The organism is Pseudarthrobacter phenanthrenivorans (genome assembly GCF_000813845.1).
Classification (GTDB): Bacteria; Actinomycetota; Actinomycetes; order Actinomycetales; family Micrococcaceae; genus Arthrobacter; species Arthrobacter phenanthrenivorans_B.
Genome location: NZ_JWTB01000011.1, coordinates 26057 through 39990 on the forward strand (window position 1 = coordinate 26057; position 13934 = coordinate 39990).

The window sequence follows — 13934 nt, forward strand, 5'->3', positions numbered from 1 at the left end:
CTTCTTTCAGAAGCTTGCTTTCCATCCGCCATCAGAGGACGCCATGACTGACACCAGCTCCACTTCACCCAAGCGCGCCGCCATCATCGTCAACCCCGCCAAGCCGGTGGACATCGACGTGCGCGGCCTGGTGGCCAAGCACTGCGTGGAAAACGGCTGGGGCGAGGCCATCTGGCTGGAAACCACCAAGGAGGATCCCGGCGTCGGCCAGGCGAAGGAGGCGCTCGCGCAGGGCGCGGACATCGTGATCGCTGCCGGCGGTGACGGCACCGTGCGGTGCGTCGCCGAGGTCCTGGCCGGCGGCGACACCCCCATGGGCCTGCTGCCCCTGGGGACCGGGAACCTGCTGGCCCGCAACCTCGGCATGGACGTGACCGACTACGACGGCGCCATGGCCGGGGCGCTGATCGGCGCCGAGCGGAAGATCGACGTGGTCCGGGCCCGGCGCAGCGACCCGGACCAGGAGCAGCTGTTCCTGGTCATGGCCGGCATGGGCTACGACGCCACCATCATGGCCGACACCAACGAGGACCTGAAGGACAAGGTGGGCTGGCTGGCCTACGTGGACGCCGGCATCCGTAACCTGCCCGGCAAGCCCGTCAAGGCAACCGTGGTGATCGACGGCAAATCCGTGGTGCACCGCGGCGTCCGCAGCGTCATGGTGGGCAACTGCGGCAAGGTCCAGGGTGGCCTGGAAATCTTCCCCGACGCCAAGGTGGATGACGGGCTGCTGGACATTGCCGTGCTGGCCCCCCACCACGGCAAGCTGGGCTGGCTCTCCGTGGTGGCGGGCATGATCGGCAGGGGCCGGGGCAAGGACACCGCCGTGGAGTACTTCCAGGGCAAGACCGTGGAGATCACTCTGGAGCACAAGGACGACTACCAGCTGGACGGCGACCACGAGGGCCAGGGCAAGCACGTGCTCATGACCATGGAGCCCGGAGCCCTCACCCTGCGGATGTAGGGTCCTGCGGAGCCGGCCCCGCCGGGGCAGGGCCGGCTACGCCAGGAGCCTGCCCCACCGCGGTTCCAGCAGCGGCGCGCCTGCCAGTTTCAGCGCGTGCCAGAGGGTGACCGCCACGGAATCCAGCACCGGCACCCCGGACATCTGCTCAATCTCAGCGGTGATGTTTGCGCCGTAAAGGTTGGTGCACAGGTATACCAGGGCGTCGGGGGACGCGGCGGCCAGTTCCAGGGACCCGGGCCGCATCTCGTCGTCCGTGACGCGGGCAAAGGACTCGTTGTCGCTCAGGCCCAGCGCCCGGTGGTCCAGCGTCTTGATGCCCTCCCGCCCGTACGATTCGATTATTTGGCGGTTTACGTCGGCGGTGTAGGGCGTGAAGAGGCCGATCCGTTCGGTACCGAAGGTCCGGAAAGCCTCGAGGTAGGCAAGGGTGGAGGTGGTGGCGGGGATGCCGGTGGCGCCGGTGATGTCGCCGGCCAGCTCCCGGTCATGGGCCGAACCGAGCCATGAACCCGATGTCCCGTTCCAGGCGATGACGTCGACGTCCGCCGTCGCCAGCAGCTGTGCGGCGGCGCGCATGACGGCCGGCTCAAACTGCCGGTCAGAGGAGTCGTCCAGTGCGATCCGGGTGACCGGGATGCGGGTGAAGTGCACCGTGACGTCGGTGCGGCCGCCAAGGATGCGGTACGTCTGGGGTTCCAGGCAGGTATTGGAGGACGGCACGATCATGCCGATCCTGCGGGGGCGTGAAGTGGCAGGCATGGGGGCTCCTAGGCGAGGGCGGCGGGCAGGTGGGCGGCTTCGGGGACGGTCTGGTGCTGCCGGAAGCCGTTGCGGTGGATGAAGCGGCCGGCGGCGCCGGGGTCGTGGAAGCCGTCCGCGTCCAGGACCACGCTGCCGTTGGAAACCACGACGGCGGGCCAGCCCGTGAGTGCCTTCCCGTCGAAGGGTGAGAAGTCCGTGCCCATGTGCAGGGCTGCGCCGTTCACCATGCGTTCCTCGGCGGGATCGAAAACCACCAGGTCGGCGTCGAACCCTTCGGCGATGCGGCCCTTGCCGGGGACGGCGTTGATCCGTGCGGGTTCGGCGGCGAAGGCGCTGACGAACTGCTCAACGGTGGCGCCGGCGGACGTCATCGCCGTGAAGGTGACCGGCATGCGCGTCTCCACGCCAGGGAGCCCGTGCGGCATGGCGCGGACGTCATCGGTGCGCTCCCGCTTCTGTGACAGGTCGTAGCAGGAATGGTCGGAGGACATGGTGCGGATGGCGCCGGACACCAGCCGCTCCTTGAGGGCGGCCACGGTTTCCGCGCTGCGCATGGGCGGGCAGCAGGCGAACCACTCCGGGAACGTGGAGGCGTACACGGAGTCGTCCAGGGTGACGTAGTGCGGGCAGGTCTCGGAGTAGGCATCAAAGCCGCGCTCCCGGGCCTGCGACACCAGGTCCACGGCGCCGGCGGTGGATTGGTGGACGAAATAGACTGGCGCGCCCGTGTATTCGGCCATCGCCAGGGTTTCCTTCACGGAAATTTCCTCGGCCAGCTCCGGCCGGGTCCGGTGCAGGTGCCCGATGCCGATGCGGCCGTCCTGTGCGTGCTGTTCGGTGCAGTCGGCAATGATGGGGTCGTGCTCTGCATGGATGTACGTGAGGCCGTCCAGCCGGACCATTTCCCGCATGACCTTGAGGATGGTGTCGCCGTCAGCCATGGTGGTCCCGCGGTTGGTGGTGTACATCTTCACCGAGCGGACGCCCTCCGCGGCCAACTGTTCGAGCTGCCAGGGCACCGTTTCGTCCCAGCTGACCACGGCACCGTGGAGGGCAACATCGCAGCGGGACGCGGTGGCGAGTTCCTTCTTGTTTAGGACCGCCGCCAGCGGGGTTTCCTGGGCGTCGCGGGGAATTCCGAAGTCGATGATGGTGGTGGTGCCGCCCCACAGCGCTGCCGTGGAGGTGGTGCGGTAGTCGTCCAGGGTCCGGAAGCGTCCCGTTACCTGCGCCACGTGGCAGTGGCCGTCCACGCCGCCGGGGATCACGAGCTTTCCGGTGGCGTCAATGCTGCGGGCCGCCGCGGGGACCGGACGGGCGGCGTCGACGAGGGCGGCGATCTTTCCTTCGTGCACCACGATGTGGGCTTCCTGCCGGCCGGTGCTGTTGACGACGGTGGCGTTGGCTATGACGAGGTCTGGCTGGTGGGACATCGGTGTCCTCCTTGGAATGGTGAAGTGTGTTTAGGCGGCGGGCTGCGGGGTTTCGGCGTGCTCCTGGCGGGCGGCGAGGGCCGCGTCCAGGTTGCCGGACAGGCCCTTGCGGTCCTTTGGCGGGGGAGGGGCGAAAGCGCCCGCGCGGTGCTGCCCCGACTGCAGCGCTGCCACGGCTTCGGCCATGCGGATGCCGGCGGAGATGCCGTCGACGACGGGCACGGGGATCTGTCCGTTGAGTTCGCGGGCCAGTCCTGCCAGCGGGGCGCCGGCGAGGATTACGACGTCGGCGCCGTCCTCTGCCACGGCCTGCCGGCTCAGTGCCAGCAGGGTTTCCCGGAAGTCCTCCTGGACGGAGGCTATCCCGGTGAGGGCGTCCTTAATGGAGCGGATGGAGGCAAGCCTGCCGGCCAGGCCGAACTGCTCGACGCAGTCGCGGTACCAGGGCTTGATCCGGTCCGAGATGGCAATGATGGAGAACCGGTGGCCTTGCAGCGCGGCTGCGCACAGGGCTGCCTCGGTGATGCCGATGACGGGCACCCCGGCCAGTTCCTTGAGGGCCGGCATGCCGGGATCACCGAAGGCGGCCACCACAACGGCATCCACGGGATCAGCTCCCGGTTGGGTATGTTCGGCGATGATCTCGGCCACGGCGCCGGCGGCGATCAGGGATTCGAAGCGGGTTTCGATGTATTCCACGCCGTGGCCGGCGGTCCGGACCAGCAGTTCGGTGCCGTGGGAGGCGGAACGGATTGCCTCGGATTCGATCAGCGCCGTGACATCTGCGCTGATGTTGGGGTTGATGACCAGGAGTTTCATTTTCTCTTCCGGTGGAATTCTGGTTCGGTCTTCTGGAAGTCCTCGGGGAACTGGTCCCGGTACTTTCCGATGTGGGATGCGGACTGGGCAGCGGCCCGGTCCGGGTCGCCGCTGGCGATGGCGGCGTAGAGTTCGCGGTGTTCCTGGATGAGTTCCGGCAGGTCGCTGACGTGCCGGAACAGCCAGTGCATCCGGCCCTGGAGGGGCTCCAGGGCGGACTTAAGGAAGTTGTTGTCAGCGATGGCGGTGATGGCGTCGTGGAATTCGCTGTTGGCCCGGTGGGCCTCCATGACGGAACCTTTGGCCAGGAAGGCCTCGGCGTTGTCCAGCAGGCCCTTGAGGTAGGAGAGGTCGTCCTTGGTGGCGCGCCTGGCGGCGAGCCGGCAGGCGAGGACCTCGAGCGACTGGCGGACATCGAAGAGGTCCTCGACGTCTTTGGCGCTAAGGCTGCTCACCTCGGCCCCGCGGGCACCACGGTCGCTGATCAGGCCCTCCTGGCGGAGCATCCGCAGGGCCTCGCGGACCGGCAGCCGGGACACGGAAAACTCGGCTGCCAGGTCACGTTCCACCAGCCGCGTGCCGGGAGCATAGTGTCCTTCGAAAATCCGGGTGCGGAGGGTGTCCCGGACAGTCTCGCGGAGGGGGCGGTCCTTGTCCTGGGTCTCTTCTGCGGTCAGCATGATGCTCCATTCGGATTTTGTGCGGGCACTGCTCCCGGCTGCAGGGGCAGTGGTTGCAGGTTTCCCTGCGAGGGTCAGCTTAGACAGGAAGCCGCTTGTTGTAGTTCAGGGTGAGCACTGATGCGCCCATGATCACCGCGGAACCTACGAAGTACAGCAGCGCCCAGGTGTAGGAACCGGTGGCACCCACGATCAGGCCGACCACGATCGGGGTGACGAAGCCGGAAATGTTGCCGCTGAGGTTCATGGCCCCGCCCAGGACGCCGGCGTTGGTGCGGCCGCCCAGGATGGACGGGATGCTCCAGAACAGGCCCACCCAGCGCAGGAAGAACAGGACCAGCGAGAGCAGGACCACGGCGGTGGTGGCATCAGGGACCACAGTGACGCCCACCAGGCCGCCGATGACCACGGCGCTGGAGATACCCAGGAGGGTGCGCATGACCAGGTTGGCGGAGGCGCCGGAGGCGCGCCACTTATCGGCGATGGTGCCGCCGATGATTTCGCCGACGAACCCGGCACCGAAGATCACCAGCGTGGACCAGCCGATGGTTTTCAGGTCGAAGCCCTTGGCCTGGGCCAGGTACAGCGGGCCCCAGGTCAACAGGCCATAAAAGACGCCGTTGAAGCCCAGCCAGCCCAGGCACATGGCCCAGAAGGAGCGGAATTTGAGGTAGGGAAGCAGGCCGCGCCTACCCTTGCTGCCATCCACGGCAGCCTCTGCGTCCTCGGCAGCGTGCGATGCTTCGATGTAGGCGGCTTCGGCGTCGTTGACGCCGCGGTGCTGGCGGGGATTGTCCCGGACGTACCACCAGACGGCCAGGCCCATGAGGACGGTGGCGGCACCGGCGATGACGAAGGCCCAGCGCCAGCTGCCGGTGGAGGCAATGAGGCCGGCAATGATGATGCCGCCCAGGCCGGCGCCGAGGGGTGCGCCGGCGTCCAGGATGGTGGCGCCGCGGCCGCGTTCTGACTTGTGCATCCAGATGGCGTTGAGCTTGCCGCCTGCCGGCATCACGCCGGCCTCGGTCACGCCGATTCCGAGCCGGGCGATGAACATGCTGAGGAACCCTCCTGCCATGCCGGAGGCCGCTGTGGCGGCGCCCCAGCCGATGCAGGAGGCGGTCATGACCTTGCGTGGACCGAATTTGTCGATCAGCCAGCCCACGGGCACCTGCATCAGGGCGTAGGTCCAGAAGAACGCCGAGAGCAGCAGGCCCACCAGTTCGGGAGCGAGGTTGAATTCCTTCTGGATGATGGGCAGCGCGACGGAAATGGAGCCGCGGTCGATGTAGTTGACGGAGACCAGGACCAGGAGCAGCAGGAAGAGCTTCCAGCGGACGGCAGTGCGCCGTTGCGTGCCGCCCTTTCCGGATTGTTCCGTGGTCTGGGGTGCGGCCTCGTCGGACGTGGCCGTTGTTTCGGCGTTTGGGATGGACACAGCTTCTCCTTCACGGGGAAGTTTGCGGATGGGGGAGGGTGGGAACGTGCGTGAAGCGTGCCGGCAGGAGTCGATCCCTGCCGGCCGGGGAGGCGCTGGACGATCCGGAGCATCCAACGGATCCCGTTTTGGGATCCCACTTTGGGATCCCAAAATCAAAGGTAGGAGTGACTCGCGCCACTGTCAAGGACTTTTCCCGATCGACCCGTCCGGAGGGGTTTCGGACCGATTGTGACAGCTGTCCGGGGGGTAATGGCCAAATAGCGGCGGCGGAACGACCGATCGTCGACTCACTAATGGGCCGGAAAGGAACCGCAATGAACCCCTCGCTCCTGGACCGGGCGAAGAAACGCATGAATGCGTTGGGTGCCGCCCTCTACGCTGCCGTCCTGGCGATCGTGGTCCTCGCCGCCGGCGGCGTGGCGGGCCTCCTGGTGCACCTGCCCTGGCTGTTCCCAAGCCTTGGACCCACGGTGATGCTGTTCTTCGAATCGCCCGAACAAAAAGCATCGCGGCCAGTGAACACCCTGGTGGGGCATGGCGTCGGATTGGCTGCCGGCGCCCTGTGCCTTTATGCCCTGGGGCTGCAGGACCAGCCTCCGGCGCCGGTGGGCGGCCTGACCCCGCTTTATGTGGTCAGCGGCGCACTGTCCGTGGGGATCACCACCCTGGTGCTGACCTGGCTCGGACTGCCCCACCCGCCGGCAGGCGCAACGACCTTGATTGTCAGCCTGGGCATCCTGTCCAGCCCGGTCCAGCTGGCCTCCATGGCCGGCGCCGTCGTCCTGGTAACAGCCCTCGGGTGGGGACTCAATGTGCTCCTGGGGACCTGGCCTGCCGGTGGGACAGGATCTCAGCCAGCTCAGCCAGCCGGTGCGCCCGCGCAGACTCGGCAGGAGTGAACGGCTCCCCCGGCCGGGCGAAGGTGATGGGGCCATGCCATGCCGTGGGAATCTTCAGGTGCGTCCCGTCGTCGGGCGTCTTTAATCGGACGTCCGACGGCGGCACGATCCGTGCGTGCAGCAGCTCCGCCACAGCCAGGGGCAGTTCCTCCGGGCCGGCAGCGATGCGCGCCGCCAGGCTCAGCGCCCGGGTTTGCCCGTCAGCCATGGCGAGGGCGGTGGTGGGCCAGACGTGGGATGCCGTGCCGCCGCCGTCGTTAAGGGCCGCCAGCAGCTCCCGCTCGCCCACCTCCCCGGGCGCCGAGAGGACAAACTCGTCCAGGACGCCGTCCGCCACCGGGTGGACGTGGATGCCCAGGATGTTCGTGTCCAGCCGCGCCAGCGCCGCTGTGATCCGCTGCAGCGAACCGGGCTGGTCGCGGAGCAGCGTCCGCGCCCGCCACAGCGACGGCGCCGACGCCAGCTGCCGCCGGTGCCGCAGGGCCGGGGCATGCAGCCAGCGCAGCAGGATCCGGGCCGCCGACGGCTCGGCCACCCAGATCACCAGGACCGTCGCGGCCAGCGCCAGCACCAGCACCTTGGCCACATAGGGAAGATGGGTCTCCACCACCAGGGCGTGGACCAGTAACTCGATGGGCAGCATCACGGCGACGTTCGCCAGGGTCAGCCGGGCCTTGGGCGGCTCCGGCATCAGGCCGCAGACCTCGCAGCGCAGTTCAGCGGCGGGCGTGGAGTGGGGAGAGGGCTTCATGAGACAAGCTTCGTGCCGCGCTGTTTCCGCTGCGTTGCCCCTGCATTCCATTCATGGGAACGCGCCGGGCGCCTTCCGGGGGCCGGCCCGTAGGATTTACCGGGAACGTCAGCGCGGCCGCCCGTCAAAATCGACCCCAGGAAGGCGCTGCCTGTGAAGATGTTTGCTGAAATGTTCAGCATTGGCCCCGGCAACAAGGACCACCACCCCGCGTTCAGGTGTGCCGTGGGCGTCTTCGTGCCCCTGATCACGCTGGTGCTGCTGGGCCGGCTGGACCTGGCCATCTTTGCGTCCTTTGGAGCCTTCACCGGAATTTACGGCCGCGGTGAACCGCACGCCGTCCGTTTTGTGCTGCAGTTGCGGGCCGGTCTGCTGATGCTGCTGGTCATGCTCCTGGCGGCGCTCGCCGCCCGCATGGGTCCGGCATGGGGCCTGGACGCCGCCACCCACACCTGGCTGCTGGTCCTGGCCACCACGCTGGTGGCCGGCGCGTGCTCCGTGGCCATTTCCTGGCTCCGGCTGCGCCCTGCCGGTTCGCTCTTCCACATCTTCGCCTTCGCCGCCATCGCCTCCATTCCCAACCAGCCCCCGCTGTGGCAGGGCATGCTGGTGGCGGTGCTCACCACGGTGTTCGCCCTGCTGGTGGGGTTCTCTTCGCGCATCCTTCCCAGCCACCGCACACCCTGGGCCCGCCCGCCCCGCATCCGCCGCACCCCGGCGGAAAAACGTGCAGCATGGCTGGAGGGCCTCGGCTACCTGGTGGCCGCCGGCCTTGCCGGAACCCTTGCCACGTGGGCGGGTGAGCGCCTGGGATTCGGGCACAACTACTGGGCCATGGTGGCCGCCGTGGTCCCCCTGGTGGGCCACACTACCCGGCACCGGGTGCGCCGCGGGATCCAAAGAATCATCGGCACCGTCCTGGGACTGCTCGTCCTGGCCGCGGTGCTGCTGGTGGGCCTGCAGCCCTGGCAGACCGTACTGGTGATGGCGCTGTGCCAGTTCGGCGCCGAGATGTTCATCATCCGCCAGTACCTGTTGGCGCAGGTTTTCGTGACGCCCCTGGCCCTTGTGTCCACGCTCCTGGTGGTCCCGGCCTCGCCGTCCATCCTGCTGCGGGACCGCATCATCGAGACGGTGATCGGCGCGGCCGTCGGGATTGCCGTGGTGCTGGCCCCGGGCGCATGGCGCCGGATTAGGCAGAGGACGACGGCGGCCTGACCGCCTGGCACTTGGCCGCCCGGGCGCCTTGCCCGCATCCGCACGCGGTAGGCTGGACTTCCCATTCAATGGAAGGCGGCGGCCGTGGCGAACTCGCAGTCCGGGGACTCGGTGGTGGACAGGATCGTCCGCCTGATTTCGGCGTTTCCGCAGGACGTCAATGCGCTCCAGCTCAATGAACTTGCGCAGCAGGCCGGCCTGCCGCTGACCACAACGCACCGGCTGGTGGGTCAGCTTGCCGCCCATGGCCTGCTGGAGGCGGCGCCGGGAGGCATGGTCCGCCCCGGACTCCGTTTGTGGGAGCTGGTGAACCGGGCATCGCCCACGCTGGCCCTGCGCCAGGCGGCCATGCCGTTCATGGAAGACATCCAGCAGGTCCTCCACCAAAACGTGAATCTGGCGGTGCTGGACGGCTGGGAGGCGCTCTTCGTGGAGCGGCTGTCCAGGCGCGGTTCGGTGGCCAACCGTGCGCAGGTGGCAGGCAGGATGCCCATCCACATTTCGTCGGCCGGCCTGGCGCTGATGGCCCACCAGGACAGGCAGGTGCAGGAAGAATACCTCCGCGGGTTCACTGACCCGGACGGAAAGCTCACGGCCGGCGGGGTCCGGACATTGCTCGCCGAAACCTCCCGCCAGGGTTTCGCCCAGCTCAAAGGCGTGGTGGATCCGGACACGTGGGGCATAGCCGTCCCCGTCCTCAACCGCAGGCAGCGCGCCCTGGCCTCACTCGGCGTCGTGGTCCCCCTTCGGGAGATGCGTCTGCAGGCGCTCGTCCCCGCCCTGCAGACGGCCGCCCGCGGCATCGCCCGGCAACTGGCCGATACCTGATCCATTCAACGGAATTGTTGTAACGGCGGTCACGCTGTTTAGCCCACACTGATGGGCAGACGAACCGGTCCGGTCCCGCCGAGGCGGGACCCGCAACGAAGCGAGAACAGATCATGGCACGAAAAGTCATCACCACCCAGGTGGCCATCATGGGCGGCGGCCCCGCCGGGCTTATGCTTTCCCACCTGCTGGCCAAAGCCGGGATTGAGTCAACGGTGATCGAAATCCGCAGCCATGAGGAGATTGCCCACACCGTCCGCGCAGGAATCCTGGAACACGGCACGGTCAACCTGCTGGTGGACAGCGGGGTGTCTGACCGCGTGCTGCGCGACGGGGACCGGCACGACGGCATCGAGCTCCGGTTCAACGGGGAAAGCCACCGGGTCGATTTCAAGGACCTGGTGGGGGAGTCGGTGTGGCTGTATCCGCAGACGGACGTCTTCCTGGACCTCGCCGCGCGGAGGAAGGGCGACGGCGGCGATGTCCGCTACAGCGTCACTGACACCTCGGTGCACGATCTCGAAGGCCGGCCCAAGGTCTGGTTCACCGATGCCGACGGCGTTGAGTTCGAGATCCAGGCCGATTTCCTGGTGGGGGCCGACGGTTCCCGCAGCCACTGCCGCTTCCAGATCCCCGAGGCCCACCGCAAGTGGTACTTCCATGAGTACCCCTTCGCCTGGTTCGGCATCCTGGCCGAGGCACCGCGCAGCTCCGACGAACTCATCTACGCCAACTCGGCCAACGGCTTCGCCCTGATCAGCCAGCGTACGGAAACCGTGCAGCGGATGTACTTCCAGTGCGACCCCAAGGAGAACGTGACGGAATGGGATGACGACCGGATCTGGGCCGAATTCCGCAGCCGCGTCAACGGCAACGGCTTCGAGCTCAAGGAAGGGCCGGTCCTGGAAAAGATGGTGCTGCCGTTCCGCAGCTTCGTCCACGCCCCCATGCGCCACGGCAACCTGTTCCTGGCCGGCGACGCCGCGCACACGGTGCCGCCCACCGGTGCCAAGGGCCTCAACCTGGCCATCAACGACGTCAAGGTCCTGTTCGAAGGCTTGGACAGCCACTACAACTCCGGCTCGGACCTGCTCCTCGAGTCCTACAGCGACCGTGCCCTCGCCCGGGTGTGGAAGGCCCAGCAGTTCTCCTACTGGATGACCACCATGCTGCATACGCCCGCCGATGCGGACGACTTCTCCCGTGCCCGCCAGCTCGGTGAGCTGAACTCCGTAGTTTCCTCCCGGCATGGCATGGCGGACCTGGCTGAGGCATACACGGGCTGGCCCGCGGCCTCATAGGCAATGGACGACGGCGGGTGGCCGCCCGCGGATTCAGGGGTTTTTGCAGGTTCAGCGGCCCAGCAGCCGCCGGATCGCCGCCGCAGTGGCCGCGGCGTCCGGGTCTTCGTCGCGGCGGACGGTGAGCAGGTGCAGCAGGACCCCGTCGCAGTAGTCCGCGACGTCCCGGGCCCGTGCCGCTGCGTCCGCCACCCCGAGGGCCCTGAGCGCCTGTTCAAGGCCGCCCACCAGCAGGCGGTGCCCCGCGGTCACTGCCTCGGGGCGGTCCAGGGACAGGGCCAGCCGGGCCCGGGTGAGGCCAGAATGTTGCCGGGCAAGCGCGAGCACCATCGCGGCCAGTTGGGCGGCCAGCTGGTCCGCGTCCAGTGGCGGGCCGGCAGGGCCGACGTGCTGCAGAAGTTCCGCGTCCAGCTGCAGGAGGCGGTCCAGGACTGCTTCCACCAGTGCTGACCGGTTGCGGTAGTAGTTGGACGTCGTCCCTTCGGAAACCCCTGCGGCTGCATCCACGGCGCGGTGGGTGAGGCCCTTCAGCCCCTTCTCCGCGACGATGGACAGTGCGGCATCGAGCAGCTGGGTCCGTCGGTCGGGCATGGTGCCAGTCTACGGGCACTCCCTTCCAATTCACTACAAAAGTAGTAGAATTGTGGGCATGGAAACGATCTCGATCGTTGGCGGCGGCATTGCCGGTCTTGCCCTCGCGTCCTGCCTGGAGCCCGGCCGCTTCGAGGTGACGGTTTACGAGAAGCGTCCCGAACTGCCGGCGGTGGGCACTGTGCTGGCCATGTGGCCCAACGCCCAGCGGGCGCTGGCGCGGGTGGGAATCCTCGGGCAGGCGCGGGCGGTGAGCCCCGCCCTTGGCAGCGGTTCCATCCGGAATGCGGCAGGTGAACCGTGGATCACCGTCAACGGCGGCGAGCTGATCGGGATGTCACGGGTGGACCTGCTTCGGCTCCTCGACTCGGCTGTCCCGGCAACGGTCCGGCGGGTCACCACGCAGGTGCAGGAACTGCCGGCCGGCCAAGGACTGGTGGTGGGCGCTGATGGGGTCCACAGCATAGTCCGCCGCCAGGTATGGGGTGCCGCTGCAGATGCCACGGTAACGTCCTGCCTTGCACTGCGGGGCACCATTCCGGCGCCCGTCGATCCCGAGGCAGTAGGGGAATACTGGGGGCGGGGTGACCTTTTCGGGATCGCAGCCTCCCCCGGGGGAACCAACTGGTACGCCAGCTGGCGTTCCGGACTGGGCCCCACCGGCATTGACGTTGAACAGGCCCTGGAGCAGGCGCGGCAGCGTTTCGCAGGCCACGCTCCGGCTATCCGGCACGTGCTCGCCGCAGCGGTTCCGGAGCTCTCGCTCGCGCAGCGGATCTGGACCACGCCGCCTCTGCGGTCCTACGTCAGCGGCGCCGCCGTGCTGGTGGGCGATGCAGCACACGCCATGACTCCGAACCTGGGCCGCGGCGCCTGTGAATCCCTTGTTGACGCAGTGACCCTGGCGGACCTGTTGAACAGCCTTCCGCAGGAGCGGGCGCTCGCGGCCTACAACCGGCAGCGCCGGCTGCGCACCCGGGCGCTCAGCCGGGCATCGGCGGTGATGATGCGGGTGGCGCTGGCCGAACGAGCCCAGCCCCTGCGCGACCGCCTGCTTGACCTGGCCCGGCGCCGGGACGAAAGGGCGGCCGCCGGCAACGGCGCGGGGCGTTGACAGCGCGCCTCGCCGTTGCGTTAGTCCTTGGGGGTGGTGCCGCTCAGGTGGTGGGTGGGGATCCGGTCCCGGTCATAGGTGATTTCGGTGTAGCCGTGCGGCTCGGGCTTGCCGTCCTGGTTGAGGTTCACGAAGACGATTTCCTCGATGGTGAGGATGCTCTGCCGGGTGATCATGTTGCGGACCTCGGCGCGCATGGTCAACGAGGTGCGGCCAAACCGGGTAGCGGTCAGGCCCATCTCGATCAGGTCGCCCTGGACGGCGGAGCTGACAAAGTTGATCTCCGAAATGTACTTGGTGACCGCGCGGCCGTTTCCCAGCTGCAGGATGGCGTAAATTGCCGCTTCCTCATCGATCCACTTCAGCAGGCTTCCGCCGAAGAGGGTCCCGTTGGCGTTGAGGTCCTCGGGCCGGACCCATTTGCGGGTCCGGAACGTGATGTCTGCTGTTTCCATACCGCGAGATTAGCCTGACCGCACGCAGGGCGCCGGAGTATGACGGCCGGCCGGTGCTAGGCCATGGCGGTCTGCGCGGCACTGTGGGCGTTGATGCTCTTGGCGTAGCAGTAGGAATGCTCCACTCCCGCGTAGGGGCCGAAGTTCGGGATGGCCTCAAACCCTGAGTTCTCGTAGAAGTTGCGGCCGTCCGGCTGGGCTGACCCCGCTTCCGCCTTGATGCGGGTGATGCCCTGCCGGAATGCCTCTGCTTCCAGCGCTGCAAGGATGGAACTGGCCACCCCGGAGCCGCGCGTGTACGGCAGCACATACAGGCGTTTTATTTCGGCGGTCGATGAGTCGAGGAGCCGCAGGCCCCCGCAGCCAACGGGCTGTCCCGACCCCTTGTCGTATGCCACCAGGAACACCGCACAGTCGGCGGCCGACGGCGGCGGCCCGGGTTCGTGGTCAGGCCGGCCAAAGCGGGCGTCGAGTTCGGCCTGCTGGGCGCGGCGGAGATCCGCACCAACGGGGTTGGACCAGGAGACCTGCCGGATGTTCAGCCTGGGATTGGTCTGCATATCTGCCTCGATTCGCCGGAGGGGTATGCCGTACAAGGCTAAAGGCGGGGAGTTACGCGGGTGTTTCCCGGCGGTTAGCACCCGGATAACGGTGCGGCGGCTAGGGATCCATATG

At 67.8% G+C, this 13934-nt stretch carries 15 protein-coding genes; 6 read left to right on the forward strand and 9 right to left on the reverse strand.

Going from position 1 to position 13934, the window contains the following annotated elements; all coding sequences use genetic code 11:
- Positions 1–43: 43 nt before the first annotated feature.
- Entirely contained in the window at positions 44–964 is a 921-nt protein-coding gene (locus tag RM50_RS05655) for a diacylglycerol/lipid kinase family protein (protein WP_043450805.1), read from the forward strand.
- 36 nt (positions 965–1000) lie between these two features.
- Here RM50_RS05655 and RM50_RS05660 read toward each other — a convergent pair whose 3' ends face one another.
- From RM50_RS05660 to RM50_RS05680, 5 genes are all read right to left on the reverse strand, one after another.
- A complete protein-coding gene (locus RM50_RS05660) occupies positions 1001–1726 on the reverse strand; it encodes a maleate cis-trans isomerase family protein (protein ID WP_043450806.1) in 726 nt (241 codons plus the stop codon).
- 8 nt (positions 1727–1734) lie between these two features.
- Positions 1735–3162 carry an amidohydrolase family protein gene (locus RM50_RS05665; RefSeq protein ID WP_043450807.1) on the reverse strand — a complete coding sequence of 476 codons (1428 nt, stop codon included), beginning with the start codon at positions 3160–3162 and terminating at the stop codon, positions 1735–1737.
- A gap of 30 nt (positions 3163–3192) precedes the next feature.
- Positions 3193–3981, reverse strand: a complete 789-nt coding sequence (locus RM50_RS05670) for an aspartate/glutamate racemase family protein (protein WP_043450808.1) — start codon at positions 3979–3981, stop codon at positions 3193–3195.
- Complete coding sequence (locus RM50_RS05675; RefSeq protein WP_043450809.1) at positions 3978–4661, reverse strand: GntR family transcriptional regulator; 684 nt, start codon at positions 4659–4661, stop codon at positions 3978–3980. Before RM50_RS05675 ends, RM50_RS05670 begins: the two co-directional genes overlap by 4 nt.
- Before the next feature lie 79 nt (positions 4662–4740).
- Complete coding sequence (locus RM50_RS05680) at positions 4741–6099, reverse strand: MFS transporter (protein ID WP_043450811.1); 1359 nt, start codon at positions 6097–6099, stop codon at positions 4741–4743.
- A gap of 317 nt (positions 6100–6416) precedes the next feature.
- Between RM50_RS05680 and RM50_RS05685 the strand changes: the two genes are divergently transcribed.
- Positions 6417–7001, forward strand: coding sequence for an HPP family protein (locus tag RM50_RS05685; RefSeq protein ID WP_082006991.1), 585 nt, complete (start codon positions 6417–6419; stop codon positions 6999–7001).
- On the opposite strand, the gene RM50_RS05690 is transcribed toward RM50_RS05685, so the two are convergent.
- Positions 6910–7752, reverse strand: a complete 843-nt coding sequence (locus tag RM50_RS05690; RefSeq protein ID WP_043450815.1) for an ACT domain-containing protein — start codon at positions 7750–7752, stop codon at positions 6910–6912. The genes RM50_RS05685 and RM50_RS05690 overlap by 92 nt on opposite strands.
- A 153-nt stretch (positions 7753–7905) precedes the next feature.
- Between RM50_RS05690 and RM50_RS05695 the strand changes: the two genes are divergently transcribed.
- The 3 genes from RM50_RS05695 to RM50_RS05705 all read left to right on the forward strand — a co-directional run bounded on the left by RM50_RS05695 (position 7906) and on the right by RM50_RS05705 (position 11099).
- Entirely contained in the window at positions 7906–8970 is a 1065-nt protein-coding gene (locus tag RM50_RS05695; protein ID WP_043450816.1) for an FUSC family protein, read from the forward strand.
- 84 nt (positions 8971–9054) lie between these two features.
- The gene (locus tag RM50_RS05700) at positions 9055–9798 is read left to right on the forward strand and encodes an IclR family transcriptional regulator (protein ID WP_043450817.1); all 744 of its coding nucleotides are present in this window, start codon (positions 9055–9057) and stop codon (positions 9796–9798) included.
- A 113-nt stretch (positions 9799–9911) separates the two neighbouring features.
- Complete coding sequence (locus tag RM50_RS05705) at positions 9912–11099, forward strand: 4-hydroxybenzoate 3-monooxygenase (RefSeq protein WP_043450819.1); 1188 nt, start codon at positions 9912–9914, stop codon at positions 11097–11099.
- Positions 11100–11150: 51 nt separating this feature from the next.
- On the opposite strand, the gene RM50_RS05710 is transcribed toward RM50_RS05705, so the two are convergent.
- Entirely contained in the window at positions 11151–11690 is a 540-nt protein-coding gene (locus RM50_RS05710) for a TetR/AcrR family transcriptional regulator (RefSeq protein ID WP_043450820.1), read from the reverse strand.
- A 58-nt stretch (positions 11691–11748) separates the two neighbouring features.
- On the opposite strand from RM50_RS05710, the gene RM50_RS05715 reads away from it, so the two are divergent.
- On the forward strand, positions 11749–12804 hold the full coding sequence (locus RM50_RS05715; RefSeq protein ID WP_205622232.1) for an FAD-dependent monooxygenase: 1056 nt from the start codon (positions 11749–11751) through the stop codon (positions 12802–12804).
- 20 nt (positions 12805–12824) lie between these two features.
- On the opposite strand, the gene RM50_RS05720 is transcribed toward RM50_RS05715, so the two are convergent.
- Positions 12825–13259, reverse strand: coding sequence for an acyl-CoA thioesterase (locus RM50_RS05720; RefSeq protein WP_082006992.1), 435 nt, complete (start codon positions 13257–13259; stop codon positions 12825–12827).
- A gap of 56 nt (positions 13260–13315) precedes the next feature.
- Positions 13316–13819: a GNAT family N-acetyltransferase gene (locus tag RM50_RS05725; protein ID WP_043450822.1), complete on the reverse strand. Its 504-nt coding sequence runs from the start codon at positions 13817–13819 to the stop codon at positions 13316–13318.
- Between the last annotated feature and the right edge of the window lie 115 nt (positions 13820–13934).

Coding starts and splice junctions, on each gene's coding strand:
- RM50_RS05690 (WP_043450815.1), bottom strand. CDS start 7,752: ATGAAGCCCTCTCCCCACTCCACGCCCGCCGCTGAACTGCGCTGCGAG.
- RM50_RS05715 (WP_205622232.1), top strand. CDS start 11,749: ATGGAAACGATCTCGATCGTTGGCGGCGGCATTGCCGGTCTTGCCCTC.
- RM50_RS05670 (WP_043450808.1), bottom strand. CDS start 3,981: ATGAAACTCCTGGTCATCAACCCCAACATCAGCGCAGATGTCACGGCG.
- RM50_RS05705 (WP_043450819.1), top strand. CDS start 9,912: ATGGCACGAAAAGTCATCACCACCCAGGTGGCCATCATGGGCGGCGGC.
- RM50_RS05660 (WP_043450806.1), bottom strand. CDS start 1,726: ATGCCTGCCACTTCACGCCCCCGCAGGATCGGCATGATCGTGCCGTCC.
- RM50_RS05655 (WP_043450805.1), top strand. CDS start 44: ATGACTGACACCAGCTCCACTTCACCCAAGCGCGCCGCCATCATCGTC.
- RM50_RS05725 (WP_043450822.1), bottom strand. CDS start 13,819: ATGCAGACCAATCCCAGGCTGAACATCCGGCAGGTCTCCTGGTCCAAC.
- RM50_RS05720 (WP_082006992.1), bottom strand. CDS start 13,259: ATGGAAACAGCAGACATCACGTTCCGGACCCGCAAATGGGTCCGGCCC.
- RM50_RS05675 (WP_043450809.1), bottom strand. CDS start 4,661: ATGCTGACCGCAGAAGAGACCCAGGACAAGGACCGCCCCCTCCGCGAG.
- RM50_RS05685 (WP_082006991.1), top strand. CDS start 6,417: ATGAACCCCTCGCTCCTGGACCGGGCGAAGAAACGCATGAATGCGTTG.
- RM50_RS05710 (WP_043450820.1), bottom strand. CDS start 11,690: ATGCCCGACCGACGGACCCAGCTGCTCGATGCCGCACTGTCCATCGTC.
- RM50_RS05665 (WP_043450807.1), bottom strand. CDS start 3,162: ATGTCCCACCAGCCAGACCTCGTCATAGCCAACGCCACCGTCGTCAAC.